Below are 23,972 nucleotides of genomic sequence, written 5' to 3'. Positions count from 1 at the left end.
CTGGCTCTCCTAACGCTTATTTATTTCCAATCTTTCTCTGCTTGTTCCAGCACATACGCTGAAACGTCTTCGATTTCTTCGAGGGTGAGGCGATCGCCATAAGCTGCCATCGGACGCTTGCCGTTGGTGACAATTTGGGCGATCGCTTCCAGTGAATCCATCTGATTGCGCCGCAGCGCTTTCAACTTCAGGTTTTTGCCGCGCCGGATGATGTTGCCACCGTTAATGTGACAGCCTGCACAATGCGCTTCAAAAATTTGGGCACCGTTGGCAGTGTCGGCTGCCCAAACCGGAAGAGTAAGGGCAGTCCAGATCATCAGCATCAGGGCGATCGCCGTGACGATTCGTTTCATTCGGCTTTAGGTTTGGGTTTGTAGGTTGAAGCGACGTGCAGTTCTTTTAGCTGCTTTTCGTCAACACTAGAGGGGGCATTGGTGAGGAGGCAGCGAGCTTGCTGGGTTTTAGGGAAGGCGATCGCATCTCGGATTGACTCTTCACCCGCCAGCAGCATCACCAGTCGATCCAGCCCGTAAGCAATTCCTCCATGTGGCGGAGTGCCATACTCAAACGCTTCTAGCAAGAAACCAAATTTGCTGTATGCCTCTTCGGGCGACAAACCAATTGTTTCAAAGACCTGTCGCTGCAAATCAGGCTGATAAATTCGCAGGCTGCCTCCACCCACTTCAAAGCCGTTATAGACCAAGTCATACGCCTGAGCGCGGGCAGTTTTCAGGTCGTGAGCATCGTCAGGATGGGGGGCAGTGAAGGGATGGTGCAGGGCTTCCAACCGTTTCTCGTCGGCATTCCACTCGAACATGGGGAAGTCTGTTACCCAGAGCAAGTTAATCTTGTCGGGATCAATCAGCTTCAGTTCACGCGCTACGACCTGACGCAGGCGGTCGAGCGTTTTGTTTACCGTTGCGGCATCCCCTGCACCAAATAGCAGCAAGTGCCCTGGGGCGGCTCCGGTGCGGCTTAACAGTTCTTGCTTCTGTGCGTCGGTGAGGTTGTCTTTAATGGCTCCGATCGTGTCAATTTCACCGTCCTCGCGCACTCGAATGTAGGCAAGCCCCTTTGCTCCAGCTTCACTGGCTTCTTTGAACAAATCGCCACCGGGTTTGATTCGCACATTAGAAATCGCGGCGTTGCCATTCGGAATCGGCAGAACTTTGACAATTCCGCCACTGCTAACAGCCGCCGAAAACACCTTAAAGCCAGAATCTTTGACCAGATCAGAAACGTTCACCAGTTCCAGATCATAACGAGTGTCGGGTTTATCGCAGCCGTAGCGATCCATCGCTTCAGCATAAGTAAGTCGTGGAAACGGGCGCGAGATGTTGATGTTTTTAACTGCTTTAAAGATGTGGCAGACCAATTTTTCATTCAGGTCAAGAATTTCCTCCTGCGACATGAAGCTCATCTCCATGTCCAGTTGAGTAAATTCGGGCTGACGGTCTGCTCTCAGGTCTTCATCCCGGAAGCAGCGGGCGATTTGATAGTAGCGATCGCACCCCGACACCATCAAAATTTGCTTAAACAGCTGTGGCGACTGCGGCAGCGCAAACCAATCTCCTGGATTGACCCGACTCGGTAATAGAAAATCTCGTGCGCCTTCTGGGGTGGAGCGTGTCAGCATTGGGGTTTCGACTTCGATGAAACCTTCCTGATCTTCCAGGTAACGGCGAATGGCTTTGACAACCTGGTGGCGCAGCTGCAGGTTTCGCGTCATGCGATCGCGCCGCAAATCGAGATAGCGATACTTCAACCGCAGTTCTTCTCGCACAGGTTCCGCATCAGCAGTGGAGACCTGGAACGGCAACTGTTTTCGTACCGCATTCAGCAGTTCAATCTGGTCAGCGTATACCTCGACTTCGCCTGTGGGAATGCGAGAATTCAGCGATTCATCAGGACGACGAGTAACGCGCCCTGTGATTTTGACTACATATTCGTTTCGCAAATCACCTGCGGTTTCATAGGAAGCAGGCGTACGTTCGGGATCGCTGACAATCTGGGCAATTCCAGTGCGATCGCGTAAATCCAAAAAAATGACTCCGCCATGATCGCGGCGACGGTCTACCCAACCAAATAGAGTAACCGTCTCTCCAATATGTTCAGGTCGGAGTTGACCGCAGTAATGGGTTCGCATGGCTATGAGTTGAAACTGAAGGGCCTAAGTAAAAACCCTTCCATTATCTAGCATTCGTTGCGATCCCGATCAGAAAAATCAGAGTCCTATTCTTTTCGCTCCGGCAGGGAGGCAATTCACCTTGCCTTTGCAAAAGATTCTCCCCGACAAGATCTCCGGACAATTCCTGCTCCATTTAAAAGTAGCTGAGTGGGAACGAACGTCCGTTCGTTCCCATACTCCTCGAAGATCTCTTGATTAACGCTTGTGGTCTGAATTCATCAACGTATTCCAAGCATCCCTGGCTGCGTCAACTAATTGCACCCCCAAAGATTCAATTTCGGAAACAATCACGCTCCAATTCATTTCTGCCTGTCGTTGGACTAATTCAACCGACTTTTCAACTTGCACCGGATCGACTAGGGGCTTGTTTTGCTCCACTGCTTCTCTAGCTTGCCGAACTGCTGTCAGGTAAGAGTCAAGCGTCACATCCCTCGCTTCTTGCACTGACAGCTGAGCACGTCTTTTGATAGCTTCAATCAAAGCCATCGTTTCACGCTGAGCCTCTTCTGGCTTGTTTGGCATTTCCTGCTTTACCAATGCCTCCGTCTCAGGACTAATTTGCACGACCGCAGTTGTTTCAGGAGTCGTTGTAATTGCGGTAATTTCGGGGGTTCTAGTCTCAGAGTTCATGTGCCTCTCTCCTTTAGTCACATCAGTTCTGGGCAAACTTCATCTCAAGAGTGATGACGGCTGCACTTTCAAACTAACTTCCGACAGAATTGATAGCATCGGGCTAAAGTAAGAACCTGCAAACCCTACACTGGTTTACCAAATTGATGAGCGGTTGCTGTAGTCAAGCAACAAACGTTATGGGAAATTATGGGTAGAGCCACAATAGGCACAGACTCATAGAGGAAAAAATTTAGAGCATTGACTATCGACAACGACAATTCATCCACTGCTCTTCAAAGTTTTTCTCGTAGAGAATTGCGAGAATTGGTGCGATCGCAACTTCAGGCTCTTTTGGAACAGGGAAACCTGATCGGAGCCAAAGCGCTGCTCGTACCCGTTCAGCCTGCGGATATTGCTGAAGCGATCGAAGGACTGCCTGAACCAATGCAGGCGATCGCCTTTCGCTTACTTTCCAAAAGTGAGGCGATTGAAGTCTACGAATATCTTGATTCCACCGTCCAGCAAACGCTGATCGAAGAATTTAAGCGGCAAGACGTACTCGATATCGTCGATAAAATGTCGCCCGACGATCGAGTGCGCCTGTTTGACGAGTTGCCTGCCAAAGTCGTTACTCGCATCCTGGAGCAGCTTAGCCTAGAAGAACGTCGCGCTACAGCCTTGCTGTTAGGCTACGAATCGGGCACCGCCGGACGAATTATGACTCCGGAGTACGTTTCCCTTAAAGAAGGATGGACAGTCGCTCAGTCCCTTGAACGCATCCGCAGCCTAGCTAACGTCAGTGAAACCATTTACTACCTCTACGTCACTGATGCTGCCCGTCGTTTGATCGGTACCCTTTCCCTCCGCGCCCTAGTGACGGCCCAACCAGACCAAAAGATTGGCGATGTCCTGACTCGTGAAATCGTCTACGTCCATACCGACACCGATCAAGAAGAAGCGGCTCGAATCATTCAACGCTATGACTTCCTCGCAGTGCCCGTCGTCGATGCAGAACAGCGTCTAGTCGGAATCATCACCGTAGACGACGTGCTCGACATCCTGGAAGAGGAAACAACGGAAGATATTTATACCTTGGGTGGCGTGCAGTCCGGCGATGACAGCTATTTCCAAACGAATTTGCTGACTGTAGCTCGCAGACGGGTTGTTTGGCTGTTTGTGCTGCTGATTACGAATACTGCGACCAGTGCTGTAATTCGCAGTCAGCAGGAAATTTTGCAGCAGGTTGTAGCACTAGCAGCATTTATTCCTCTCCTGATCGGTACGGGTGGAAATGTTGGTGCACAATCTTCCACTGTCGTGATTCGAGGACTAAATACGGATGAAATTCAGGGTAAAAAAGCCCTGCGGGTGATTCGTCGAGAGGCGATCGCAGGAACTTTCCTGGGTTTAATGCTGGGACTGGTCGTGCTGGTCTGGGCCTATGTGCTTCAAGGAAGCTGGGTTGTGGCGATCGCTGTTGGAGTTAGCCTGGTTGCCATTTCAATTCTGGCTTCAGTTGCAGGATCAACCTTACCGTTTCTCTTCCAGACTATCGGTCTTGATCCCGCACTAATGTCCGCTCCATTCATCACAACTGCCGTAGACGTATTGGGAGTCCTGATTTATCTCAACCTGGCGCGGCTAATCTTGCAGATTCAATAGCGTTAGATTCAGAATAAGTCCAAAAGCTTTTCCCCACTTAAGGACAAGAAAGTAGGTAGAATCCAGTCCTGCTCGTTCACTTAGCTCCATCGTCAAACCAGAAAGCCGTGTTAGTTGCACTCCTAATTCTCATTCTTGGCTTGACCCCTTCCCTATTCTCAATCTGGGTCATGCGTCGCGTAGACACTCAAGCCCAAGAGAGACTTCGGTTAGCCCTTCACTCAACTGCCAGTCGGGGTCTGCCCAATTTCCATCTTGCCCCTGACCAACACTATGTGGAAGGAATGGGTTACATCATTGGTGACATTACCTGCCAATTTAATGCCCGCTCCAGCTATATTCGCTGCGCCGTAAATCCACTTGGGCCTTGCCAGGATTGTTCACACTACCACCCCAAGGAATGGACTTGCTGAAAGGGTTGAGAGTCTACCCTTCCTCCAACTTCTTTCGTCTTCTTCACACATTGTTTCAAATCAAAGCTGGACTGCTAACCATTCGATGTAGCATAAGTCCTACCTGTACCATATTGAATTCTCAGTTACCCTGCTAATGCCTGTATCAGAAAATTGATTACTACTGAATTAAACACTGAAGCCAGTTTCGCTATTAGCAAAGCAAGGTGTTTGTAACAGATTGCTTTGCTGGAAAAGCAAAGTGTCAAAAAAAGTACATTCAGCTTTAAGTTGTTGATCAGTACAAGCTTAAGTCAAGTGTAAAATGTGGCGACGGCTGCTTGATTGAACCTGCATTAAAGAGGCTAGAACCAGGCGTATTTAACGTTTGTTTTCATATCATAATGGTCTGAACCAGGACATCTTTTCACCTGCAGTTTGAGAAATGCCCTACCCATACATTCGGCACAACTCAGGTACCCTGCGGGGTCTGAAGCTATCCGAAGGCAGAGATGTCTAATTTACCAAACTTATTGAGAACCAAGCGTAGGCGGCAAAATGGTACTTTCTAGGTAGTTAAATATCCAACTAAAATCTGGTTTAAAGCCTCTGTAAAGGCATTAAAGAGTCCTTACAGAGATTTTACGAATGCCCTAGCCTGAAGAGTAGAAAATAGCGTTAGTAAGCGTTCATTACTAATTCGACGATACAGATCTATTTGTGTTAGGGAATGGTGAAGCTACCGCTGATTCAATATAAAAGCTTTAACAATCAAGTAATTTGAATTCAGCTAATTAGCGGATCTAATCATCTTCAAGGGAATGCTACTTTAAGTCTAAGCAACAAACGCCAAGCCCTGCACAGCAAGAAGTCCCTATCTTTAAGCAGTAAGTCTTTAAAGGCAGGTCAATTGCAAAAGCAAAATTGATGAAACTTTTGTTGAACCAGATCTGGAAACTACCCTCTTAATCGCAGCACAACAGGTGCTGTTTCTCAGATGAAATCTAGTTCTTTAGAGTATCAGCCTGTTAGCACTGAAGTTGGTGTCTACGATTGTGAGATTCGCCTCAAGTTCAGGCTGATTGAGGAGAAGGGCGTTCTGTGCGATCGCGAGGAGCTTCTAGAAATGTTGCTAGATGCGTTCACCTGTGGAGCTGACGAGTATCTGGAACCAGTTCAGATCCATGTTGAGGCAAAAGAGCTACCTGAGGTGGAAGCATCGCCCCAAATGCGCCGTCAGCTTATCCGTTTACGCAATTCTAGTGATTTAGCCTAGTCAACCTTTCGTATTGCTACATAGAACGTGCTCCGCTTGTGTTCTATTACTCTATTGGCATAGATGGGTTGACTGGTACAATCTGGGATCAGTCCTTTCGGGGTTAGATTTGCATGAAACCAGCCGAGTCTGTACCGCCAGAAATTGTGCAGCAAGTTGCTGAGTACTTCGGTGTGTTGAGTGAACCGATGCGTCTGAAACTCTTGAACTCACTGCGAGATGGTGAAAAGTGTGTTCAAGACCTGGTTGAGGCAACTGCAACTAGTCAGGCCAATGTTTCTAAACACTTGAAGGTCATGTTGCAAGCTGGCATTCTCAGCCGCCGCAGCGTTGGCACCTCAGCTTACTACAGTGTGGAAGACGATCTGATTTTTGAATTGTGCAGCTTGGTGTGCGATCGCCTTGCCACCCGCATTGAGCAGCAGGCCAGACACTTCCGGGCCTTTACCTTAACTAGCAGACAGCAGCCTGATACTATAGCAATCCAAAATAGGCTGTGAGAGTGTCCCTTGGTAAGGAGACACTCTCACAACCCACTCATCTTCACAGCTAAATCTAGGATTGCTGGTGCTTCTGGCAAATTGCTCTAGAGGGCAAAGTTCTGCTCAAAGCCCTCACGGGTCATTGGCTGGTCAACGACTAAACCCTCTCCACCTAGTACTTCTAGGGGTTCTCCTTCTACCGAGATCCAAACGTTGGCTTCTGGTTCCAGGCTAGTGGCGGTATAGACTATTTGTCCCAACCTGCCCGTCATAGATGCACTACCGCCGCCGACGGTAAAGTCCTCAGATAGGTCAACATGAACTCCGTCACTCTCAACGGTTACCTCGCGCAGTTCAGTGCCTTCAGGAATTTCGGAGAACGCTGCTGATTCGCTTGGTCCTTGGAGCAAATCTTCAAATACTACTTTCAGTGCCTCATCAGGCTGATCAGTTGGCAGTGAAACTGGACTAGCGACTAGTTCTAACTGTTCAGCATTGACACCCAGCCAGTAAACTTCAGCAGTTTGCTCTTTTACGGGACTGCTGGACTGGGGTTCAGGTGCTTGAGCAGCAGGTGATTCTATGGGAACGTTTGTCGCAGGCGATTCCACTGGGGAGGGCTGTATGGTAGCAGGAGCAGTTTTGCTAGGGTCAGCGTTCCTAGCCGCAAAGTTCCATGTCCACCAGGCTGTAGCGCTGCCTGTTAGCACAACGACGGCAGATATTCCTGCGAGTAATCCAAGTGGAATACGGCGAGAGAGCCGATTGCCTTCAGGAAACGATTCTGTCTCTGGCTGTGGGTAGTCCGATGATTCTAGTGACTGATGGGTTGGCTGATCTGATGGCTGATGATCACGCATAGCAGGTTCCTCCTGAATAACAGACAGCGTGAGAGTTGAGGAAGCCCTGATTTAACTCGAAAGGGGTTGAATTTATCTCAGCTCTCTAACTACAGCAGTGCTAACCCGGTTTCCGGAGTTCAAGGCCGACGAATTTGAACAAATGCAGCTAAATTCAGCGCTTCAGGGGTTAACTCTACCTGTAGAAGTCGAGCTGTGATGCCAAAAGTTTCTAAATTATTCAGGTTGAGCTGTTGGTTGATGCCGTCAATCAATGGCTGAATAAGCTGGCGCGGAACGGGTTCTCCATTGGCACGGACGATTGGCTCAACAATCTGAAGCTGTAGGGCTGAGGTTTTTTCTAATCCCAATTCTGCAAGAATTTGCAAATCTTCTTGAGTTTCCTGTTCGCGTAGAATGACTTGAATTCGTATGCGACCTAGAGCCGTGCTACCTGCGGAATCGTTGCCTATGAACTCTACCTGCGGGTCGATGAAGTCATAACGCTGTAATTCCTCAGCTCCTGAACGGCTAACTAGATTGACGCTAAAATCACGCAACTGTTCGGCAATTTCAGGAGATTGCAAAGCCTGGTTTAAGTCTGATTGCTTTAATACCAGTCGGATTCCTGCCTGCAAGGGTTGCTCCAGCGCAGCCTGACCCTCCTGGAGGCGCTCAGGATCGATGGCGATCGTATCTGTCTCCACTTCCACCGTGTCGATTCGCAAAGCCTCTACAGGAAAGAGTCCACGTCCAGCAATTCTGACTCGCTGAACTTTACCCTGCAAGATTTGGTAGCTGGGTGCGTTATCCACCCGGACTTCTAGCTGCTCAACGTCCTCTAACTGATCGCGGATAGCATTTTCAGCTACGCTGTCGATAACCAAGCCAGCTGGGGAAAGAATACCCAGCAAGCCGGACAGAAGAATGGTGAAGAATTCCATATCGGGTTAAGAGAGAGCTTCAGCGATCCATTGCTTGAGGGTAGGCAGCACTTGATCCAGAGCAATTTCTTCAGATTCGCGGGTAGCACGTTTGACCACTTCGACTTTGCCAGACTGGAGTGATCGCCCCGTCACAATCCGAAACGGAATACCGACCAGGTCAGCATCTTTAAATTTGACTCCGGCCCGTTCGTCGCGGTCGTCGAGCAAGGTTTCTACACCAGCCTGATTCAGTTCGGTATACAGCTTTTCAGCCGCTTCTACCTGGTTGGCATCGGCAATGTTGGGAATGACGACGATCGCATGATAGGGAGCGATCGCCACGGGCCAGATGATTCCATCCTTATCGTAGGATTGCTCAACGGCCGCCTGTGCCAGTCGAGACACACCCACCCCGTAGCAGCCCATGTACATGGGAGCGGGTTCACCCTGCTCGTTGGTGTAGGTTGCACCCATTGACTTGGAATATTTCAAGCCGAGTTGGAAAATGTGACCAACTTCAATGCCTCTGGCACTTTGGAGGGTTTGGCTGGAGTCATGTAGGGCGCGATCGCCTGCTTGGGCTTTTCTCAAATCTACAGCTAGCTTGGGAAGCTGAAACTGCTCACCCCAATTTGCCCCAACGACGTGATGCCCTGATTCATTTGCTCCTGTCGCAAAGTTTTTTAGCTCAACTGCGGTTGGGTCTACTATTCGCAAAAACTTTGGAGCTAAATTTTTGGATGACTGAATGTAATCATCACCCAAATCAGGAGCAATGTAACCTAGCGGCAAGGGTTTTGCCGCCCACTTTTGTTGGGCCTCAGCGTCAGGAACGGTTAGCGCAATCACTGTGCTGCCACCGTACTGATCTGCCTGTTTTACCAGTTCATTTTGCAATTTCACTTCGTTGACATCCTGATCGCCCCGGATGCTGACTAACACCAGCACGTTCATGCCGTTGTTGTACGTCACCTGGTAAAGTACGTTTTTGACGATTTGCGTGGGTGAACACTTGAGGAAATCGCAGAGGGTAGCGATGGTTGGCGTTCCAGGGGTTTCTAATTTCTCGTATTTCTTGAAACCGGAAGGTTCAGCATCGAGCGGTAAGGAAACCGCTTTTTCGACGTTGGCAGAGTATTGTCCGTCCTCCGTGTAGAGAACTTCGTCTTCGCCTGCGTCCGCTAGAATCATGAACTCCTGGGAACCGGAACCACCGATCGCCCCCGAATCTGCCTCCACAGCCCGAAATGCCAATCCCGATCGCCGAAAGATGTTGTTGTAAGCGTGATACATCTTTTCGTAGGACTTTTTCATGCCTGCCTCATCCATATCAAAGGAGTAGGCATCTTTCATAATGAATTCTCGCCCACGCATCAGACCAAAGCGGGGGCGGATTTCATCTCGGAATTTGCTTTGAATCTGATAGAGGTTGACCGGCAACTGACGGTAGGAGCGGATCATGTCACGGGCGATCGCCGTCACGACTTCTTCATGGGTTGGACCTAGCCCCAATTCGCGATCCTGCCGATCTTTTAAGGCGAACATGATGCCTTCAGCTTTGGTGTAGGTATCCCACCGGCCCGATTCGCGCCATAACTCTGAGGGCTGCAACTGAGTTAGCAAGCATTCCTGCGCTCCGGCAGCGTCCATTTCTTCTCGCACAATTTGTGAGACTTTCTTGAGGACGCGCCACAGCAGCGGTAGGTAGGCATAAAGACCACTGCCAATTCGCCTCATGTATCCTGCCCGCAGCAGCAGTTTATGACTGGGAATTTCTGCCTCTGCTGGATCTTCCCGCAGGGTTAAAAAGAGCATCTGTGACAGCCGCATGGTTTGCCTTCCTACAAATTGTCTTCCTACAGAAGTCTAGACTACTAGCTCTTCGATCGCTCTGACGCAGATTTTTGAGCTGGGGTAGGGCGATTTGCAGAGGGGCTACTAGATTCCCGTGGCTTTTGTGGAGCAGGTGGCTCTGGGTGAAGCTGTTGACGACCATTGCGAATGACACGAATCATGTCACTAAGCTGTTGCTCCATGCCTTTGAGGACGCTATCGGCGTAGTCATCTGCGCCTTGCTGGATCTCCTCGGATTCGGCGATCGCCCGCTTCCTAATTTCCTCTAATTCCTGCTGAGCTTGGCGGCGCATTCGATCAATATCAGCCATCGTTTGCTCTTGTGCGGCTTCACATTCCTGCTGCACCCGCTGCCGAATTTGTTGTGCTTCTAGCTCAGCTTGCCGAATTAAACCCATCTCATCCAAGATTTGGGCAGCTCGTCGCTCTGCAGTTTCCAAAATTTCTTGAGCATACTGCTCTGCTTCTGACAACAAGTCTTCCTTGTGACGAACCACTTCTGCCGCTTCTTGGAATGCCGTTGGCAGGTTCAGTCGAATTAAGTCAAGTTGATCGAGCAACTGTTCTTCATCCACCAAAGTCCGCTTGCTCAGAGGAATCCGGGGACTGTCGAGAATCATCTCTTCCAGCTTATTGAGCTCTCGCTGGATATCAAGGCCGCCTATTCGGGCTGCATCTCCGTAGGAACCTCCAGCGGAGACTCCGGCATGTGGGGTACTTCCGCTACGGTCGGGGCTAATACGGTCGGAGTCTTGGCGTAACATTGATGGATATCCAGGGCAACGGGTTGAGGGACAAGATGATCTACAGGACCACCAAACCTAGCGATTTCTTTAACTAGGCTGCTACTCAGAAAGCTGTACTCGTTTGAAGTGGCTAGAAAAACGGTTTCAACATCGTCTGAGAGCGTTTTGTTTGTATGAGCCATCTGGAGTTCCTTCTCAAAATCAGAGAGGACTCGAAGACCCCGCAACAGCACCCCAGCTTTTCGCATTTTTGCATAGGTTACAGTCAAACCGTCAAAGCTATCAACTTCAACGTTGGGCAGATGACGGGTGGTCAAGCAAATTTGCTCTATCCGTTTCTGCGCTGAAAACAGCGGCGTTTTGTTAGGGTTCGTCGATACCAGCACAATCACCTGATCAAAGAGCTGACAGCCTCGCTCAATGATATCCAGATGACCCAGCGTAATCGGATCGAAACTACCAGGATACACTGCAATCACGATTTAGTTTCTCGACTCGCTGAAGCGATTTTACCGGATGCTGATACTGCCATCTTGGGAATATCAGGACATTATACAGATGGCAACGGAGGCGTTAACGGCGAAAACAAAGAAATTTCTATCGGGTGGAATTTATTGAATGACTTGCACTGAGTTGAACACTTTAGTCAAACCAACTCTGGAGCATATTTCTCTAAAGCATATTCGGAGAAGGCTGCCGTGGCAGAATTTGCCAGGTTGAGTAACGGCCCGTTTTGCTCTTGCCCGTTGGTGGCTAGTTCACTGTGGCACAAGTAGACTCGTTCACCCACTCGACCAAGAAGGTCTAAGATTTGGCGCTGGAGGCGTTGCTGATCGGCTTCCGTGGCTTCGGCCGCTGTCCAGGGGCGTCCTGACCAAGATTGCAAAAATAGAGGTGCGCCAAATAAAGGTCCACCCCCCGTTAGCCAAAGGGCAGAACCTGCATCAAGCCAGAAGTGCCAGCGATGAAAACGACGGTTTGAGCGGTATTGAAAGATGGTCGCCAGGGTGACTGCCTGACTCGTTGGTCCAATTGGACGAGCGGGAAAAGGGTCTGCTGTTATCGTCCCGTCACGCAGTAGCTGAATGAAGTGTCCGACGCTGACAGAGACTGGAGATTCTGCCCGACTTGCTACGGAACCTGCTGCATCAGCTTGCCTCAGCCGATTATCTACTTCCCAGTAGTGCTGGGAGGTTTCCATCAGTTCTCTGAGGGCGGCAAGTTGATCGTAGGGTAAGTTGCTACCACCCGAGAGGAAGCGCTGAGTAGCACGATCGAGCAGAACAACAGGATTAGGAATCAGGCGTTGTTGCTGCTGAATTTGTTGCGTCTCGACCCATTGCAGTAGGTCGGTATAGAAGCTAGTTGCTTGGTAACCCAGCCGATCCCAGCGAGGGAAAGCATTAGCGGGAAGGAGTTGGGGGTGCTCGGAGTCGGGAAGATAGCAGTGGTCGGTTAGTAACCCTGCCCGCACAGGATCAATTCTCGCTAGGTCGAGTCCCGATCGCCCTGCATCAAAGGCAGGAGTTTGGCTCAGCACAACCAACATTTCAGAAACGGCATCGCGGTTGAGCAAATGACCTAGCCCTGGATAGATAAATGCCATCAGGGTTAGCAAAGCGCGAATCATGGGGGAACTGTTGAGCGGCTGCTGGTCGTTGAGTGATTCGACGGCGATCGCCCGACTGGTCAAAATTTCTCGCAGCGTGTATCGGGCGATCGCATCCAAACCGGGTCCAATCACCGCTACTTCCTGAGGCTGCACCTGCCCAGAGTGAATTGCCGTTGTGATCACTTCTGCCGTCTGGCGCAGCAGTTGTGCTCTAGAAGTGGTTTGAATTGAATAGATAGAATCTGGCAGCTCGGGTAGCGATAGCGGTTCTTGAATCCAGTTCACTATCGTTTCACCCCAGGTTTCAGTCAAACTGTCTGGTTGGGGAGATAAGGTTTCAACCTGACACCGTGCAGCTAATCCAGCTAGATAGTCAGGATCAGCGCCCAAACCTAATCGAATTGAACCGTCTGGGTTATAGCTAAACACGCCGGGAATACCCTGATCGAGCAAAAACTCGAAGAGGAAACGGGCGATCGCCGGGTATTCATCCACATCATCAGCGGCGATCGCCCGATAGCGGCGTTTAAGCTGCTGTTGATAAGTGGGATGCGGCAACAAATATCGCCAGTAAAGCTGAGAAATAATCCCATAGGTCAGCAGTCCTCGCTCCAGACACCACGTCTGCCAGCGCAGCAACACTTCCTGCATACAGTTCCATAGGTCAGCCGACCCCTCTTGCCCCGCAAACCCATCCTTTAAGACGCTGGCAATGTCCTCCGTGGGGATGCCCCCACTTGCGGCTAGCTGCAGCAAATCGAGTGTTCGACGCACCAGATAATACTCACTGACTCCTTCCTGACTAAGCCGTCCGTCATCTAGCTCAGGTCGCCATAGCCGCGTCGCTAATTCCTGCTCAGTCTCCGGGCGCAGCCGCAGCGGAAATTGAGTCTTTAAGCCCAACTGTTGTGCCAGCAGAGGCCAAAACAGCACAACCTCACTCTGGAAAAAGCCAAGTGGAGTTGTGGAATCAAAGGGAAATTGAGCTTGAGTGGCTACTGCAATGCGGTCTGCCAGGTCAATCCGATTATCTCCATTGGCAGCAAAGACCAAGGTAGCAGGAGCAGGATGAGGATGAGGCTGTTCTGCAAAAAACTGAGCTAGAACCTGAAATTGCTCAATCAAGCGGCTCGTCTTACCACTCCGAGTTGAGCCGACGAGCCAAACAGAGGCAGTCGCAACGGACGAGCTGGAGGACGGATTTGATATGATACTACGTACCTTAACCTTTAAATACTAGGAAGTTTTCTAGCCTTATTATAAGTTAGGCATTATCAAGGTTTATTGAGCTTGAAGTTTACTTGCCTGCCAAATCTACAGCGGTCCTAAATCAACAGTAAGACGAACAGTCCGTGAGAAAAGCACTTCGTCAGGGACCCCTTTCACAACTCCTTTAAGATTAGTATGAATAAATTGGATTGTTTAAACACAAAAGTTGAATATCTTTAGACATAAGCTGCTAGAAAACATGTTAGGCACCCGCTAAACCACATATGAAAACATCTCTTTTGGCAACGATTAAAGGGTATTTGCAGGGTGCTAATCAGTGGTTTCTGAGAACACCAGAGCGTGCCTTAGACGAGGCTTATGAAGCTGCTTTAAGAATCAAAGCGATCGAAGATGCCCATTTTGGTGGCAGTAAAATATCGACTGACTATGGAACTTATAGCAAGAGCGCACAGGATTACTTTCAATCAGAACTGACGAAGTACTTGAACATTGCAAAAGTGAGGCTGGCAGAGTTCAAAACCAGCAGCTCCATTTTGCAGATTTCCAATCAAAAAATTACCGAGATTCAGTTAGAAGAAAATGCTGATTTACGTGCAATCAGCATTATCGACAAACCCGGTCTTATTCTAAAGAAGCTCAGAATAGTAGATGAAGTTCTTGCTCGCTATAGTTCTGTCAGACAAAAGCCTTCCTCCTTAATTTCAATTTCAGAATCCACTCAGATTACTGATGTAAAAGTGCGGCAGCCAGGGCGTATTGAACCTCAAAATAATTCACCGGATCAGTCAGCCAAGAAGCAGCCTAAGCCAGATTTATCAACCGACGGTGATTCTATTGCTGATAAAACTGGAGTTTTGCCCAGGTCGATTCTAAGAACGGTAGATCGAATTAAACGAGAACTCGATCCTAAAGCGGAAGAGCAGGTTGTTGATAGTTTCCGTAGCTCCAAAGCTAGAACCGTTATTTCCTTAAGATTTATTCTGTTGCTCATTATCATTCCGCTGCTAACTCAGCAAATCTCGAAGAACTTTCTCATCGGACCGCTGGTTGACTCTCTCCGAGATGAGGAGCAGGCCGAAGTTTTTCTAAATGCAGAAATGGAAGAAGAGGCACTGGATGAACTGCACCGATATGAGGAAAGAATTAGGTTTGAAAGTTTCATTGGTAAGGCTCCACCGGTTTCTGAAGAAGCGATCGCAGAAGTATTACGACACAGGGCATCTGAGATCGAGGAGGAATATCGCCAGAGAAGCTCTAACGCAATTAAAAATGTTTTTTCTGACTTAATCTCTTTAATTGCATTTACAGGTGTTATTTACTTCAGCAAACGAGAGATTGAAGTTTTAAAGTCATTTTTTGATGAGTTGGTTTATGGACTTAGCGATAGCGCTAAAGCCTTTATTATTATTTTGTTGACTGATACCTTCGTCGGTTTTCACTCACCTCATGGATGGGAAGTCATCTTGGAGGGGGTTTCTAGACACTTAGGACTGCCTGCCAATCGAGATTTTATTTTCTTGTTTATTGCAACCTTTCCTGTAATTTTAGATACAGTATTCAAGTATTGGATCTTTCGATATTTGAATCGGATCTCGCCTTCGGCTGTCGCGACTTACAAGACGATGAACGAGTAAGGCGATCAGAAATGCCAGATTTCAGAGCGCTTCGAGATACCATAGAAGTATGGTCAAAACCGTTGATGTCCTGGGAGTCCCTCACGCCTATGAGCTAACTCCTCCCAGAGATAGCTCTGTCGTTCTGGTTTTTGTTCACGGCTGGCTGCTGAGCCGTGAATATTGGCGGCCTACCATTCAGCAGCTATCGCCTCACTATCAATGCTTATCCTATGACTTGCGAGGATTTGGTCGCTCGCAAGCTGCAACCCCTAAGCCTTCCAGTCAAGCTTCATCGCCACAAATGTCTGCTGCTGAGCAGAACAGCTCATCCGAGCGCTCAACTCAGTTCGACCGAGTTCAGTCAGGCAGCACTAGTTCAGTTGCTCAATCGAGTGTTCTAAAGCAAAACGCTACTTTAACGGTTCCTTCTCGATATGCTCCAGCTGCTTATGCACAAGACTTGACTGTTTTGCTGGAGCAGCTTGAAATTTCAACTGCCTGGTTGGTAGGTCATTCTCTGGGAGGCAGTATTTCTCTATGGGCTGCCGATCAGCTACCCCAGAAAATTAGAGGGGTTGTGTGTGTAAATTCGGGTGGTGGTATTTACCTCAAAGAGGAGTTTGAGCGGTTTCGGGCAGCAGGGCAGCAGTTGGTCAAGCTGCGTCCACGCTGGCTCTGTCGTTTGCCGCTGCTCGATCTGCCGATGTCGCGGATGAATGTGGCGCGTCCACTAACGCGGCAGTGGGGTAAGCAGCGGTTAGTAGATTGGGTCGCGGCACATCCAGAAGCCGCTCTGGGAACACTACTGGACTCAACGACAGAGACAGAGGTTCACAGTCTGCCCCAGGTTGTTTCCCGACTGCAGCAGCCTGTGTACTTTATTGCTGGGGCAGAAGACACGATCATGGAACCTCAGTACGTTCGTCACTTGGCCAGTTTTCACCCTTCGTTTGAATGCTGCGGCAACAATGTGGTTGAAATTCCTGACTGTGGACACCTAGCGATGGTTGAGCAGCCAGAGGAAGTGGCAGCTCAAATTCAAAGGATTGTCGCGAAGCATGAGTTCTGATTGAGTTAAATCAGGTTTTGGTGATAGCAAGCAGTCGTTTGCCCCTTGAGGACAAAACCTGGCTCACAAATTTCCTAAGTCGCATAAAGCTGCATGACGTTGGCGATCGCCATTCGAGATTGTGTCCCCAAGGTCAGCGGTGATCTGTGTCCCCGGTTGAAATGATCGGCAGCTGCACAGCCAATCATCGCAGCATTATCAGTGCAAAACTGCATGGGCGGAAACAGCACGCGCAGATTGCGCTCTGCGGCGGCAGCTTGGAGGCGACGACGCAACCCTTTGTTAGCCGCAACACCACCGCCAACCGCAATGGTGTCTAGCCCATAGTCGAGGGCACAAGCGATCGCCCGTTTGGTGAGCGATCGCGCCACCGTATCCTGAAAACTGGCAGCCAGATCCGCCACAGGCAAAGCTCCCTCGGACTGCTGCAGCTTTTGGGACAACCGCAGCACAGCAGTTTTTAAGCCACTGAAGCTAGAGTCATAGCGATGGTAGCCGCCTTCTGGAAGGGAAACCTGACCTTCAGGCAAGGAAAAAGCCTGGGGATTGCCCTCAGCCGCCAGTCGATCGATCACGGGTCCACCCGGATAGCCCAAGTTCATCAGCCTTGCTACTTTGTCAAAAGCTTCTCCAGCAGCATCGTCACGGGTTTGACCCAGCGTCTCATAGTGACCGCAATCTTTGACGTAGATCAAGCTGGTGTGCCCCCCAGAGACAAGCAAACAGAGAAACGGGGGTTCCAGCGCCGGTTCACTTAAGTAGGAAGCGTAGATGTGCCCTTCCAGGTGATGCACACCTAGAAATGGCTTTTGATGCAGCATTGCCAGCGTTTTTGCAGCCGTTAGACCGACCAGCAGTGCCCCGACTAACCCTGGTGCAGCGGTTGCAGCAATGCCATCAATTCCAGACCAGTCGAGTTGAGCCTGCTCCAAGGAATGGGCGATCGCCCAGTTAATGATCTCTACGTGCTGACGAGATGCCACCTCTGGCACCACGCCGCCATACTGTTGGTGAATGGCAATTTGAGACGAAACTACATTGCTCAACACCTGGCGATCGCGCACCACCGCAACGCTCGTTTCATCACAACTCGTTTCAATTGCCAAAATCGTTGCCATACGTTGCTAAAAAAGCCCAAACTTCTATTCAATCAATTTCTTTTAAAAGCTTAACTTTACTGGGTTTCCCTGTGAGAGTATGATTGCTCTGAAGTTCAACTTTGTTTGTACAAATAACTTAATTTTTTTGTACAAAAGACTTTGCTTTTTGTAATAAAGGGAAACAATTCCATGCAACGATTGTTTGCTCTAGTGCTAGTTCTTTTTCTATGGGCAGGTTTTGCACCTCCTGCCTCTGCTGATGTCTCCGGGTTAACCCCCTGCGCTGACACCCCCGCTTTTCAACAGCGTGCCTCTAACGCTAAGACAGAACAAGCTAAAAAGCGATTTGATTTCTACGGTGATAATCTGCTTTGTGGTCCCGAAGGTTTGCCCCATTTGGTTGTAGATGGTCGTCTGAATCATGCAGGCGAGTTTCTTATTCCTGGCATTCTCTTCCTTTACATTGCCGGATTGATTGGCTGGTCTGGTCGCTCTTACCTAATTTCGGTACGCGGTGAAAAAGACCCTGAAATGAATGAAGTCGTTATCGATGTGCCTCGTGCCATTGGTATCATCCTCTCTTCTCTCCTTTGGCCCCTAGCAGCCATTAAAGAGTTATTGAGTGGCGAATTAGTCGCGAAAGAAGAAGAAATTCCAATTTCACCTCGATAATTCTGTTAACTTCTAGCTGACAAACTTGCTGAATTGGGTTGGATCGAACTCTCGTGAAATCCAGCATTGACTTCAGTTTTGTTGGGTTACGCTAGCGCTAACCCAACCTACGCAACCGACAACTTAATTCATCTTCTGAATGTTTGGAGCATATTCATGCAATCGCAGTATCTCCTGAAATATCTATCGACCGCTCCGGTGTTCGCGACAGCTTGCCTGTTTGTTATTGCTGGAGCTTTGATTGAATTTAACCGCTTTTTCCCTGACCTGCTGTTCCACCCGCTGCCGTAGGTTTTGACAAGATTTCGTTAGTTTTGAAATCAACGCCATAGATAAAAAGCACATTGCTTAAGCTGTGATGTGTTTTAGTCTATGGCGTTGCTGTAAGCGACTACGGAATGGGCAAAGAGTGCAGACTCGTGCCCATTTTTTCATGGAATACGAATCGGTATTCCGGTCTACTTCACCCGCTGAGGTTGCCCCCAAATGACCCGTTCGTTTTTGTAGATGGCGATTCCAGGCTTTGCGCCTTTGGGTTTGTAGACGTGTTTAGGTTCAGTGTAAATAATGGGAACTTGTTCGCTTTGACGAGCGCGGCTGTAGTAGGCGGTCAGGTCAGCGGTGAATTGGAGGTCTGCTTCATCAGGAACGTCACCTGCCTGGAGCCTGAGCAGCACATGGCTACCAGGAATTTCCTGGGCGTGAAACCAGAGGTCATAGTCCCCTGCCAAACGGAAAGTTAGCTGATCGTTTTGGCGGTTGTTGCGTCCAATTAGAACTTCGTGCCCCCCGGGCGTTTGCTGCCGACGAAAATCGGTGCTGGGAGGGGCAGAACTACGGCGGTCAGGGGCTTCAAGATATTTTTGCTGGATCAGTTCATCGCGAATTTCTGCGAGGGAAAGCAGATCATCGGGAGTTTGGTATTGCTCTGGCTGGGAAATGGCGACTTCGACTTGCTCCAAATAGGCGATTTCTGCCTGGACTTCATCTAACAAGGGAATTAGCGCAGCTCGCGATCGCTTCAACTTCTGATGTCGTTTGTAAAGCGCTTGAGCATTTTGGACGGCGTTTTTTTCTGGATTGAGCGGAATGGTAATCGGTCTTTCGGTGGTGAAATCAGCCAGGGCGATCGCCTTCATACCTGGTTGCCATTCGTGCAGATGCGCCATCAGCAGATCTGCCTGTTCTCGATAGTCATCTGCCTGGTCAGACTGCTGGAGACGAGTTCGAAAGTCCTGCGCTTTAACGTTTAACTTTTTTAGAATGTTGCTTAATTTTTGTCCAATTTGGTGGCGCAGCTGTGAAAATTCTTGCTGATTGAGCTGGTCAGTGTAGTAACGGTTGAGCAAATCCTGCACAGACTTGACAGGTTCAACAGTGCCCCAGCCCATAACGGTATAGCCCTGCGTCAACCAACCCGGTTGAAACTGCTGTTGCTCTAGTGCTCGTAGCCAGGTTTGCCAGCAGTCAAATAGCTGTTGCCAGTGGCGATCGCTTAAGCTATCCGTCGGTTGATCGGGCTCCAGTTCAACAGCCTGTGCCATTGAAGCAATCAGAGTAGAACTGAGTCCCCGATAGCTTTTCAGGATATTGCGCTTTAACGAGCCAGGAACAAGACTAATTCGCTCACGCCAGCGGGATTGAGCCTCACTCAAGCTGGGAGCAGGATCAGTCAGCGCGGGCGGAACTTCGTAAGGTTGCCCCGTTTGAATTGGGCGTACGCTCGACTGTTGGGAACTGACCTGATGCGCCGCCGTGACGATGAGATCTTCCTGGTTAGTCAAAATCACGTTGCTGTATTTGCCCATGATCTCGACGTAGAGATGCCAAAGTGCGTCTTCACCTGGGCGACGGGCAAACTGCAGGTCGAGAACGCGTTCCCAGGGAGCGATCGCCTTAATCGTCACCAGCGCCAACCCCTTTAGCTGATGCTGAAGCTGTTGGCTAAAGGTAAAGGTATCTGGTACACGCGGCGGTGGGTCGCCAATGCAAACGCGAGCAGCTTGCGGATGCCAGGATAGCGTTAGCCAGGCTCGCTGATCTAAGGTTCGCAGAGCCAACGCGATGGTGTGGCGATCGCGTTGATAGACCTGCTCTAGTCGAGCAGGCAACCAATCTGTCTGCAATTCCGCGCAGGCAGCCATGAGAGTCGTAAAGTCAACGGGTTGCAAAGCAGAACATCTTTTCAATCACAACAAAATTGAGTCAGTCGCTTCATTCAACTTGAGAAATTTCAATTAGAATGGCTAGCCGATCATAGGCTCTTAAGTCAAAGAATTTATGCCAAAAGGTAGAAAAAACGGAGAATAAAAGCAAAGAACGGGGATTTTCGGGAATTTAAGCTTGTTGGTCATTTTTTTTGTCGATAGTATTGAGATTAAGACTTTTTAAACCTTTACTCGGCTAGGTCATTCTATTTATTATGGACATTAAGCTGATCAATATCGGTTTTGGTAACATCGTATCCGCCAACCGAGTGATAGCTATTGTGAGTCCAGAATCCGCCCCTATTAAACGTATCATTACTGACGCTCGCGATCGCGGACAGCTTGTTGATGCTACATACGGTCGTCGTACTCGGGCAGTGATTATTACTGATTCTGGTCACATTATTCTTTCTGCAATTCAACCCGAAACCGTTGCTAATCGTTTTGTGGTTAGTAAAGACGGTGCAAGCGATGATTAAAACTGATTTTTTTAAGCGGTTGCTACTTCCTAAATCGCTCACAAAACATTCAAGGTGAGGGCATAAGTTTGACCCAGAATTTGAGGCAAGTATTAACTAACTTAGTGCAGTAAAACTATATTTCTATCTAAATGCAGCGTTGCTTACCAAAGCATTTTAGGTCGTGCTGAAATAGACTAGCGATCGCACTCAACCTATTAAATCACCTACTCCTAACTCAACTTTAGGAAAAGCCGAACCCAAAAACATTCCCCTGGTTGAAACGCTTTGATAGTTTGATATCCATCGGATGGACACTTCAGATGGACATTTTGGTAAGTCAGGCACTATCGCTTAAAAGTGTGTTGCCTAAAAATGTGTTTTGAGCAGGCTACGAAATTTTCACAGTAGCATTGGTACTGAGATTAATGTCGCAGTGTTCCCACACTTGCCCATCCATTGCCATTTGTTCAATTTGGCTAGCCAGGCGCAAAGCTTTAAGGGCTTGTTCCCCTCCTACCGAAGGTTGGTTTCCCCCTCGAACACAGTGGACAAAATGCTCTAGCTCAGCATGAAGCGGTTCAATATTGCTGGTGTAAACTTTTTCGATCAACCCATCCTGCCGATAAAGCACCTGCCCATAGTCCGTCAGGCAATTTGCGGTCGTTTGGCGGTGGATCAGGATTTCATTGTTGAGAAAATCTGCCTCAGTCAAAGAATTTTTGCAGTGAGCGGCAATGCGGCGAATCTTTCGATGCGTTACCTTGCTAGCCGTTAGGGTTGCAACGATGCCATTAGCAAAGCCCAAGGTAGCAGTCACATAATCTAGATAGCCTGAATCTGCGGCTCGACTGCCACTAGCTGTCAGCTTGGCGATGGGCGCACCTGCTAGCTCTAGCAGCAGATCAATATCATGAATCATCAGATCTAGCACGACCGAAACATCGTTGGCTCGGTCAGAATAAGGGCTCATGCGATGAGCCTCTAATGCCAGCAATTCTTCAGTATTCAGCACTTTGCTGAGTTCCTGAAAAGCAGGGTTAAAGCGCTCTATGTGACCAACCTGCAAAATACAGTGTGATTCCGCAGCAGCGTTGACGAGTGATTCGGCTTCAGCAATGCTGGCGGCGATCGGTTTTTCGATGAGTACATGCACGCCTGCATGAAGGCAGGCCAGTCCTACGACGTGGTGCAACAGCGTTGGAACGGCAATGCAAACCGCATCAACATGTTTGAGTAACTCGCGATAGTCTTCAAAAAAGCGGGCGCGATATTTGCTAGCAGTATCTAGACCTCGCTCAACGTTTACATCTGAGACACCTACAAGCTCGACATCTTTTAGCAGACTGAGAACTCTAGTATGCTTTTGTCCCATGCTGCCGACTCCGATCACACCAACCCGAATGGGCTCAGGTTGGCTGCGCTGTAAGTGGGAACTGGCACACCCCACAGAGGTACTCTCTTGCACTCCTGTTGTCTCCTACACCATGAAATCACGCCGAAAAAGTGACTGCTGTGCAGTCGTCAGACCAACCAGATAGTATCACGATGGTCTTTATATAAAGAATTCCGAAGTTTGGTTTAAATCGAATACGGTGCTTCCATTTATTGTGCAACGTGACTGACTTTGCTTTACTAAAAATGTGTCAGTTTTCTTCCTGGCTACGCTTTTCTGTTTGTGACGCAATTGAGATTGAGGGGATGCGTTACTCTGAAGAGGTAGATAGCGATCCTCTTGACGTCATATTCTGCTTGATCTGGTGTAATGATTTAGAAAAGTCGTCCCTCTGGCAATCGCGTAGGACGATCTTGGCTTAGGCTAAGAGTGATTATGTATTTGTCTGCACCTCATGCCCCTGACCATCCTTGTTGCTGATGATGATCCTGGCACTCGTTTGTCAATCAGTGACTACCTCGAACTTTCTGGATATTTAGTTGTTTCGGCTGAGGATGGTCGAAAGGCTTTGGCTATGGTCGATCAATATCAGCCCCATCTGATTGTGACAGATATCACAATGCCGCAGATGGATGGCTATGAATTAGTAAGACAGGTGCGCCGACAGCCAGCGTTTCGGCTATTGCCTGTGATTTTTTTGACCGCTCGCACCAATACTCAAGAGCGAATTCTAGGCTATCAGCTTGGCTGTGATGCCTATTTGCCGAAGCCTTTTGATTTAGAAGAATTGGGAGCCGTGATTCGTAACTTGCTGGAGCGGGTGCAGATGATTCAGCTAGATTGGCGAATGCGACCGCCCACCACAGAAGCCGAAAGTCCACATCTACCCAACGAACAACCTAAGTCAAGTGCGATCGCCATTGCCCTCGATCTCACTCCCCGCGAATGGGAAGTGCTAGATCTGCTAACGGATGGGCTTTCTAACTCTCAAATTGGCGATCGCCTTCACCTGAGTTCGCGCACTGTCGAAAAATATGTGAGTAGCCTGCTCCGCAAAACCGAAACTAACAATCGAGCCGAGCTAGTACGGTTTGCGATGGAGCATCACTTGGTGGAGTAGAGATGAAGGACGAATGAAGGACGGGAAATGAACCGCTTCATATCTCATCCTTTACCTTCTCCAGTAGCCCCTCACAGGCATCCAGCAGCAAATTGATCACATAATTGAAACCTTCAGTGCCGCCGTAGTAAGGATCGGGAACTTCCTGATCGGGATGATGGCGGCAAAAGTCGCACATCAGCTTAACCTTGTCGCCATATTGTTCTTTGAGGTCGAGCGTTAAGATGTCGCGACGATTTTCTTTGTCCATCGCCAAGATCAGGTCAAATTTCTCGAAATCTTCAGGATGAAATTGACGAGCTTGACCGGTGAGGGTGATACCGCGTTTGTTGGCAGCAGCGGACATGCGGCGATCGGGTGGGCTGCCAATGTGGTAGCTAGAGGTGCCAGCCGAGTCGCAGACAATCTGGTCACTCAATCCTTCCTGCTGAATCAGATGATCCATGATGTTTTCGGCAGAAGGAGAGCGGCAAATATTTCCCAGGCAAACAAATAGTAACTTGTAAGGCATGAAA

General features: G+C 49.0%; 23 protein-coding genes. 10 read left to right on the top strand and 13 right to left on the bottom strand.

Features of this window, described 5'->3' with window-relative positions:
* Nucleotides 1-20 precede the first annotated feature (20 nt).
* The 3 genes from petJ to H6F93_RS25215 form a co-directional block, all read right to left on the bottom strand.
* Nucleotides 21-353, bottom strand: coding sequence for a cytochrome c6 PetJ (petJ, locus tag H6F93_RS25225; protein ID WP_190686935.1), 333 nt, complete (start codon nt 351-353; stop codon nt 21-23).
* On the bottom strand, nt 350-2,146 hold the full coding sequence (gene aspS, locus H6F93_RS25220; protein WP_190686933.1) for an aspartate--tRNA ligase: 1,797 nt from the start codon (nt 2,144-2,146) through the stop codon (nt 350-352). The genes petJ and aspS overlap by 4 nt, the downstream gene beginning before the upstream one ends.
* 237 nt (nt 2,147-2,383) lie before the next feature.
* Nucleotides 2,384-2,818, bottom strand: coding sequence for a hypothetical protein (locus tag H6F93_RS25215; protein WP_190686931.1), 435 nt, complete (start codon nt 2,816-2,818; stop codon nt 2,384-2,386).
* Between the two features lie 240 nt (nt 2,819-3,058).
* Here H6F93_RS25215 and mgtE point away from each other — a divergent pair, with 240 nt between their 5' ends.
* The 4 genes from mgtE to H6F93_RS25195 all read left to right on the top strand — a co-directional run bounded on the left by mgtE (nt 3,059) and on the right by H6F93_RS25195 (nt 6,630).
* Nucleotides 3,059-4,462, top strand: a complete 1,404-nt coding sequence (mgtE, locus tag H6F93_RS25210; RefSeq protein ID WP_190686929.1) for a magnesium transporter — start codon at nt 3,059-3,061, stop codon at nt 4,460-4,462.
* A gap of 107 nt (nt 4,463-4,569) precedes the next feature.
* Nucleotides 4,570-4,875, top strand: a complete 306-nt coding sequence (locus tag H6F93_RS25205) for a DUF6464 family protein (RefSeq protein WP_190686927.1) — start codon at nt 4,570-4,572, stop codon at nt 4,873-4,875.
* 976 nt (nt 4,876-5,851) lie between these two features.
* Nucleotides 5,852-6,130: an Npun_R1517 family heterocyst differentiation transcriptional regulator gene (locus tag H6F93_RS25200; protein WP_190686924.1), complete on the top strand. Its 279-nt coding sequence runs from the start codon at nt 5,852-5,854 to the stop codon at nt 6,128-6,130.
* Between the two features lie 113 nt (nt 6,131-6,243).
* A complete protein-coding gene (locus H6F93_RS25195) occupies nt 6,244-6,630 on the top strand; it encodes an ArsR/SmtB family transcription factor (RefSeq protein ID WP_190642672.1) in 387 nt (128 codons plus the stop codon).
* Between the two features lie 86 nt (nt 6,631-6,716).
* Here H6F93_RS25195 and H6F93_RS25190 read toward each other — a convergent pair whose 3' ends face one another.
* The 6 genes from H6F93_RS25190 to H6F93_RS25165 all read right to left on the bottom strand — a co-directional run bounded on the left by H6F93_RS25190 (nt 6,717) and on the right by H6F93_RS25165 (nt 13,714).
* On the bottom strand, nt 6,717-7,472 hold the full coding sequence (locus H6F93_RS25190; RefSeq protein WP_190686922.1) for a GerMN domain-containing protein: 756 nt from the start codon (nt 7,470-7,472) through the stop codon (nt 6,717-6,719).
* A 119-nt stretch (nt 7,473-7,591) separates the two neighbouring features.
* Nucleotides 7,592-8,395 (bottom strand): LmeA family phospholipid-binding protein, encoded by an 804-nt coding sequence (locus H6F93_RS25185; RefSeq protein WP_190686920.1) that lies wholly within the window; start codon nt 8,393-8,395, stop codon nt 7,592-7,594.
* A 6-nt stretch (nt 8,396-8,401) separates the two neighbouring features.
* Nucleotides 8,402-10,207 carry a proline--tRNA ligase gene (locus H6F93_RS25180; protein ID WP_190686917.1) on the bottom strand — a complete coding sequence of 602 codons (1,806 nt, stop codon included), beginning with the start codon at nt 10,205-10,207 and terminating at the stop codon, nt 8,402-8,404.
* Nucleotides 10,208-10,251: 44 nt separating this feature from the next.
* Nucleotides 10,252-10,995, bottom strand: a complete 744-nt coding sequence (locus H6F93_RS25175) for a F0F1 ATP synthase subunit B (protein ID WP_190642668.1) — start codon at nt 10,993-10,995, stop codon at nt 10,252-10,254.
* Nucleotides 10,893-11,456 carry a pantetheine-phosphate adenylyltransferase gene (gene coaD, locus H6F93_RS25170; protein ID WP_190686914.1) on the bottom strand — a complete coding sequence of 188 codons (564 nt, stop codon included), beginning with the start codon at nt 11,454-11,456 and terminating at the stop codon, nt 10,893-10,895. Before coaD ends, H6F93_RS25175 begins: the two co-directional genes overlap by 103 nt.
* 167 nt (nt 11,457-11,623) lie before the next feature.
* Complete coding sequence (locus H6F93_RS25165) at nt 11,624-13,714, bottom strand: recombinase family protein (RefSeq protein WP_199314007.1); 2,091 nt, start codon at nt 13,712-13,714, stop codon at nt 11,624-11,626.
* Nucleotides 13,715-14,097: 383 nt separating this feature from the next.
* On the opposite strand from H6F93_RS25165, the gene H6F93_RS25160 reads away from it, so the two are divergent.
* A complete protein-coding gene (locus tag H6F93_RS25160; RefSeq protein ID WP_242043611.1) occupies nt 14,098-15,453 on the top strand; it encodes a proton extrusion protein PcxA in 1,356 nt (451 codons plus the stop codon).
* 49 nt (nt 15,454-15,502) lie between these two features.
* Nucleotides 15,503-16,504, top strand: coding sequence for an alpha/beta fold hydrolase (locus H6F93_RS25155; RefSeq protein WP_190642665.1), 1,002 nt, complete (start codon nt 15,503-15,505; stop codon nt 16,502-16,504).
* 74 nt (nt 16,505-16,578) lie between these two features.
* Here the strand turns inward: H6F93_RS25155 and tsaD are convergent, their stop codons facing one another.
* Nucleotides 16,579-17,622 carry a tRNA (adenosine(37)-N6)-threonylcarbamoyltransferase complex transferase subunit TsaD gene (gene tsaD / locus H6F93_RS25150; protein ID WP_190642664.1) on the bottom strand — a complete coding sequence of 348 codons (1,044 nt, stop codon included), beginning with the start codon at nt 17,620-17,622 and terminating at the stop codon, nt 16,579-16,581.
* Nucleotides 17,623-17,793: 171 nt separating this feature from the next.
* Between tsaD and H6F93_RS25145 the strand changes: the two genes are divergently transcribed.
* Nucleotides 17,794-18,276, top strand: coding sequence for a Photosystem I reaction center subunit III (locus tag H6F93_RS25145; protein ID WP_190642663.1), 483 nt, complete (start codon nt 17,794-17,796; stop codon nt 18,274-18,276).
* Between the two features lie 156 nt (nt 18,277-18,432).
* Entirely contained in the window at nt 18,433-18,567 is a 135-nt protein-coding gene (psaJ, locus tag H6F93_RS25140; protein ID WP_190642662.1) for a photosystem I reaction center subunit IX, read from the top strand.
* A gap of 167 nt (nt 18,568-18,734) precedes the next feature.
* On the opposite strand, the gene H6F93_RS25135 is transcribed toward psaJ, so the two are convergent.
* A complete protein-coding gene (locus H6F93_RS25135; RefSeq protein ID WP_190686984.1) occupies nt 18,735-20,447 on the bottom strand; it encodes an Rqc2 family fibronectin-binding protein in 1,713 nt (570 codons plus the stop codon).
* Nucleotides 20,448-20,698: 251 nt separating this feature from the next.
* Between H6F93_RS25135 and remA the strand changes: the two genes are divergently transcribed.
* Nucleotides 20,699-20,962, top strand: a complete 264-nt coding sequence (gene remA / locus H6F93_RS25130) for an extracellular matrix/biofilm regulator RemA (RefSeq protein ID WP_190642661.1) — start codon at nt 20,699-20,701, stop codon at nt 20,960-20,962.
* 370 nt (nt 20,963-21,332) lie between these two features.
* Here remA and H6F93_RS25125 read toward each other — a convergent pair whose 3' ends face one another.
* Complete coding sequence (locus H6F93_RS25125; RefSeq protein ID WP_190686908.1) at nt 21,333-22,409, bottom strand: Gfo/Idh/MocA family oxidoreductase; 1,077 nt, start codon at nt 22,407-22,409, stop codon at nt 21,333-21,335.
* Between the two features lie 382 nt (nt 22,410-22,791).
* Here H6F93_RS25125 and H6F93_RS25120 point away from each other — a divergent pair, with 382 nt between their 5' ends.
* Nucleotides 22,792-23,457 (top strand): response regulator transcription factor, encoded by a 666-nt coding sequence (locus H6F93_RS25120; RefSeq protein ID WP_190642659.1) that lies wholly within the window; start codon nt 22,792-22,794, stop codon nt 23,455-23,457.
* Between the two features lie 37 nt (nt 23,458-23,494).
* Here H6F93_RS25120 and H6F93_RS25115 read toward each other — a convergent pair whose 3' ends face one another.
* Entirely contained in the window at nt 23,495-23,968 is a 474-nt protein-coding gene (locus tag H6F93_RS25115; protein ID WP_190642658.1) for a low molecular weight protein-tyrosine-phosphatase, read from the bottom strand.
* Between the last annotated feature and the right edge of the window lie 4 nt (nt 23,969-23,972).

Origin of the sequence: Leptolyngbya sp. FACHB-671, from assembly GCF_014695745.1 — a bacterium.
Lineage (GTDB): Bacteria > Cyanobacteriota > Cyanobacteriia > Elainellales > Elainellaceae > JAAUTN01.
This window is presented reverse-complemented; position numbering and strand designations above follow the sequence as displayed.

Excerpts from the sequence above, each read along its gene's own strand:
- H6F93_RS25145 (WP_190642663.1), top strand. The coding sequence starts at position 17,794 with ATGCAACGATTGTTTGCTCTAGTGCTAGTTCTTTTTCTATGGGCAGGT.
- H6F93_RS25120 (WP_190642659.1), top strand. The coding sequence starts at position 22,792 with ATGCCCCTGACCATCCTTGTTGCTGATGATGATCCTGGCACTCGTTTG.
- aspS (WP_190686933.1), bottom strand. The coding sequence starts at position 2,146 with ATGCGAACCCATTACTGCGGTCAACTCCGACCTGAACATATTGGAGAG.
- H6F93_RS25195 (WP_190642672.1), top strand. The coding sequence starts at position 6,244 with ATGAAACCAGCCGAGTCTGTACCGCCAGAAATTGTGCAGCAAGTTGCT.
- H6F93_RS25190 (WP_190686922.1), bottom strand. The coding sequence starts at position 7,472 with ATGCGTGATCATCAGCCATCAGATCAGCCAACCCATCAGTCACTAGAA.
- H6F93_RS25215 (WP_190686931.1), bottom strand. The coding sequence starts at position 2,818 with ATGAACTCTGAGACTAGAACCCCCGAAATTACCGCAATTACAACGACT.
- H6F93_RS25115 (WP_190642658.1), bottom strand. The coding sequence starts at position 23,968 with ATGCCTTACAAGTTACTATTTGTTTGCCTGGGAAATATTTGCCGCTCT.
- psaJ (WP_190642662.1), top strand. The coding sequence starts at position 18,433 with ATGCAATCGCAGTATCTCCTGAAATATCTATCGACCGCTCCGGTGTTC.
- H6F93_RS25175 (WP_190642668.1), bottom strand. The coding sequence starts at position 10,995 with ATGTTACGCCAAGACTCCGACCGTATTAGCCCCGACCGTAGCGGAAGT.
- H6F93_RS25185 (WP_190686920.1), bottom strand. The coding sequence starts at position 8,395 with ATGGAATTCTTCACCATTCTTCTGTCCGGCTTGCTGGGTATTCTTTCC.
- remA (WP_190642661.1), top strand. The coding sequence starts at position 20,699 with ATGGACATTAAGCTGATCAATATCGGTTTTGGTAACATCGTATCCGCC.
- H6F93_RS25180 (WP_190686917.1), bottom strand. The coding sequence starts at position 10,207 with ATGCGGCTGTCACAGATGCTCTTTTTAACCCTGCGGGAAGATCCAGCA.
- petJ (WP_190686935.1), bottom strand. The coding sequence starts at position 353 with ATGAAACGAATCGTCACGGCGATCGCCCTGATGCTGATGATCTGGACT.
- H6F93_RS25155 (WP_190642665.1), top strand. The coding sequence starts at position 15,503 with ATGGTCAAAACCGTTGATGTCCTGGGAGTCCCTCACGCCTATGAGCTA.
- H6F93_RS25200 (WP_190686924.1), top strand. The coding sequence starts at position 5,852 with ATGAAATCTAGTTCTTTAGAGTATCAGCCTGTTAGCACTGAAGTTGGT.
- tsaD (WP_190642664.1), bottom strand. The coding sequence starts at position 17,622 with ATGGCAACGATTTTGGCAATTGAAACGAGTTGTGATGAAACGAGCGTT.